Annotated in this window: 3 protein-coding genes; all 3 read right to left on the bottom strand. The window is 50.5% G+C overall.

The window, feature by feature from the left end:
- A partial coding sequence (locus KDK18_RS07905; RefSeq protein ID WP_257254360.1) for a putative 2-aminoethylphosphonate ABC transporter permease subunit occupies positions 1-1556 on the bottom strand: 1556 nt, incomplete at its 3' end.
- A gap of 16 nt (positions 1557-1572) precedes the next feature.
- Entirely contained in the window at positions 1573-2631 is a 1059-nt protein-coding gene (locus tag KDK18_RS07900; protein ID WP_257254359.1) for a putative 2-aminoethylphosphonate ABC transporter ATP-binding protein, read from the bottom strand.
- 90 nt (positions 2632-2721) lie between these two features.
- Positions 2722-3744: a putative 2-aminoethylphosphonate ABC transporter substrate-binding protein gene (locus tag KDK18_RS07895; protein WP_257254358.1), complete on the bottom strand. Its 1023-nt coding sequence runs from the start codon at positions 3742-3744 to the stop codon at positions 2722-2724.
- Between the last annotated feature and the right edge of the window lie 93 nt (positions 3745-3837).

Raw genomic sequence — 3837 nt, 5'->3', positions numbered from 1 at the left:
GTGGAATATAGGAAAACGACAGCCGATGTGGTGGTCAGGGCATTGACGAAAAGGTAGATCGCTATATCCAGCAGAGCAGGTGTGCAGACCGGCAGGGATACTTTAAGGAAGGCTTTGTACTGAGGAATTTTGAGCGATGCGGCTACCTGTTCGATCTCAGCGGGTAACTTCTTCAGGGCGGTCAATGCCGTCAGGTGCCCCACGGTGAAGTAGTGGGCTGTGGTATTGATGACCAGAATCGCCATGGTTCCGTAGAGTATTCCCAATGGATTACCGGCTTGGTTAAAGAAGAAAATATAACCCAGACCCAGCACCATACCGGGTACTGCCATCGGTAACATGGCCATAATGTGGATAAAGTGTTTCAGAATGGGTGGCAACTTACTTTTTTCCACATTGTAAGCCGTAATGAAAATAATCAGGGTTCCGGCAATAGCCGTGTAGAACGCCATTTCCAGAGAGTTGAGGTAGGGCTCCCAGCCATTGGCACTGAACTTTTCAAAGTGATAATTGTTCCAGGACAGCGCCATGTTCCAGGGCCAGAAAGTGACCAGTGAGCCATAAATCGCCATGCCCACCACGGCCAGAATGGCCAGAGAGATCAGGCTGCAAAGCAGGAAAAAAAGGCCATCCTTCACAGGGTTTCGCTCAGGCTCAAAATTGACAGAACGAGCGCCAAACAATTCTTTCTGTTTTTTCTGAACTCTGTGATCAATGACAAACGCTAATAGCGCCGGTATCAGCAAAAGCACACTGATGACGGCACCCATGGCAAAGTTCTGCTGACCGGCGACCTGTTTGTAGATATCGGTGGCCAGTACGTTATATTGGCCGCCAATCACTTTCGGGACACCAAAGTCGGTGACGACCAGAGTGAAAACGACAGTGACTGTGCTGATCAAACCAAATTTGGCCGCTGGAAGAGTGATCGTTGTGAAGGTTCTGAACGGAGAAGTCCCCATGGAACGTGCTGCTTCATAGAGTCTGGCGTCGGAGGTCGAAAGCGCGGTCGTAAGAATCAACAGGGCATGGGGAAAGGTCCAGAAAGCCAGACCCATAACAATACCGGGCAGGCCGTAAATAGAATGACCGAATAGCAGGTCTACAGCTACCCCCTGATTGCCAAACAGATAAATCATACTAATGGCAGGCAGCAGGGAGGGCGCCAGTATGGGTAACATGCCCAATACCTTGAAAAGTGGTTTGAGAGGCATCTGCGTCCGTGTCAGTCCGTAGGCAAACAGGAATGACAAGCTAACAACTATTGTCGTAACAATGGCACCCGCTTTCAGCGTATTGCCAATGGACTGGCTGAGAGCCGGGTTGCCAAGATACTCAGCAAAGTAATTCAGACCAATAAAAGCCCCATCGCTGTCCTGAACACTTCTTGCCAGCATCGACAGAAGTGGCAGTAACAGTGTAATGATCAGATATAGAACAACCGCTGCGATGACCAATCCAAGAACCCATTGATCCTTGCCGATGGCTGGCAGCAGAGATTTCCGGCTCAGTGCTGGAGAGTCTGCGTCCGCCGGGGTGTGTGTAGAGATACTCATAGTCAAAGCGGACTCATCATACTGCGGGGAAGACATGGATATGTTTTTCACTCAGGGACAATTGGTTCAGGCTTCCCGGTTCAAGCTCCAGAGCGGCCAGCTGGTGGATAGGTACATCGACTTTAATCAGCCGCTCAGTGCCCCAGCCCACAGGACTGCATTCTGCACGAACGAAGGAACCCTGAAACTCCAGATTTTCGACACTGACTGGCAGTGCAGACTGGCCTTCACTGAAGCTCAGGTCTTCCGGACGTATTCCAAGAATGACTTTTCTCGCTGTTGATTCAGCCACTGGCAAAGAGAGCGTTTGATTGGCCAGCTGGATCTGGTTGTTGCTGTTGGTATCACCTTCCAGAAAGTTCATGGCACCGACAAATTCAGCAACGAAGCGAGAAGCCGGGTGTTTATAAATATCTTCAGGCGTGCCTGTCTGTTCAATGTGTCCGTGATTCATCACCACAATGCGATCAGCCATGGCCATGGCTTCTTCCTGGTCATGAGTCACCATGATGGTGGTAATGCCCAGTTTTCTTTGCAGCTTACAGATTGTTTCCCGCAATCTGATTCTGACTTTGGCATCCAGGGCAGAGAGAGGCTCATCAAGCAGTAACAGTCCCGGGGAGAGTGCCAGAGCTCTGGCCAGTGCTACACGCTGTTGTTGGCCGCCAGATAGCTGAGAAGGAAATTTGGGGCCGGAATCCGGCAGACCGATAATGTCTAGCCATTCGTTAACACGCTTTTCGACTTCTCGTTTGGATTGACCCTGGTTTTTCAAACCGAAACCAATATTCTCTGCGACACTCAGGTTGGGGAACAGGGCATAGGATTGAAAGACAATGCCAAAGTCTCTTTGTTCAGGTGGAAGTGATGTTATGCGGGTGCCATCCTGCCAGATCTCTCCCTGGTGACAGGCTTCCAGTCCGGCAATCATTCTCAGTAGTGTCGTCTTTCCGCAGCCAGAAGGGCCGAGAAAACAGATGAATTCACCTTTGTTTACGGACAGGGAAATTTCTTTGAGGGCGGTGAAATCGCCAAAGCTTTTCCCCAGGCTTTCGATGGTGAGAAAGGGTTGCATAGCGTTAACTTCCTAAAGCTCTAAACCTGAAAAGCCGCTTATTCCCATTGGGGAATAAACGGCGCTTTCTGCATTATTGCCGGTGAGACATCAAGATTTGGGTTCAGACATATGGTCGAAACGCTTGGACCACTCAGCGAGCACAGTCTCACGCTCACTGGCCATTTCACCAAAGTCCATATCCACCATGGCGCTTTCAACATCTGGATAGTTGGGCACTTTTTTACTGACGTCTTTGTGGCCCACAACGGGGTAAGCCTCAACATATTGTTCATTGGCCTGCTGGCTGAGAGACCAGTCGATCAGTTTTTTCGCAGCTGCAGCCTGGTCGGTGCCTGCCACCAAACCAACTGACTCCACATCCCAGCCAATGCCGCCTTTGGGAAGAATCAGGTCCAGTGGTGCGCCCTGACTTTTCAGTTGGGCGCCACGAACGGCCATGGAAATACCAATAGCCACTTCACCCATGGCAGCCTGAACGCAGGGCTTGGAGCCTGAGTGAGTGTATTGGGCCATGTTGTTGTTGAGCTTATCCATATAGGCCCAGCCCTTGTCTTGGCCCATGCTTTGTAGCCAGGCGGAAACCTGCATATAGCCAGTACCGGAAGAGGCCGGATTAGGCATGGCAATCTGACCCTGATAGACCGGATCAAGCAGGTCTTGCCAGGATTGAGGTTTGGGCAGATTTTTGGCTTTGGCTACTGCTTCGTTGTAGCAAATCACGTTGAAGTAAGCCTGATTGCCAAACCAGGCTTTGGCGGCTTCAGGATCAACCAGCTGTGCCTTGATTTCATCCAGACCTTTAGGCGTGTATGTGTCCAGCACGCCTGCATCCTTCAGCAGTGCCATGCTGGAACCGGCCAGACCCCATACGACGTCTGCCCTGCTGTTATTTTTTTCTGCCAGCAGTTTAGCCGTCATGATGCCGGTAGAGTCCCGTACCCATTTGATGCTGACATCCGGGTTTTCCTGCTCAAAGGCTTTTTTGTAGCGATTCAGAAGGTCAGTCTCAAAAGCAGTATAAACCGTCAACTCCACAGGAGATGCGGCAAAAGATGAGGCGCTGAAAATCGAAGTGACTGCAAGGGTCAGGGCTGTCAGATGCTTTTTCATGGGTCTCTCCAGTCAGACAATCATTTTATTCTGGTCAACACCAGAAAGAGTGACCTACGACCCCACAGTGAATGCTAACTTTCACACCATCGT

Source organism: Endozoicomonas sp. SESOKO3, from assembly GCF_024606255.1.
This window is presented reverse-complemented; position numbering and strand designations above follow the sequence as displayed.

What these genes read in the sequence shown, in the direction of transcription:
- KDK18_RS07900 (WP_257254359.1), bottom strand. Translation starts at nt 2,631, where the DNA reads ATGCAACCCTTTCTCACCATCGAAAGCCTGGGGAAAAGCTTTGGCGAT.
- KDK18_RS07895 (WP_257254358.1), bottom strand. Translation starts at nt 3,744, where the DNA reads ATGAAAAAGCATCTGACAGCCCTGACCCTTGCAGTCACTTCGATTTTC.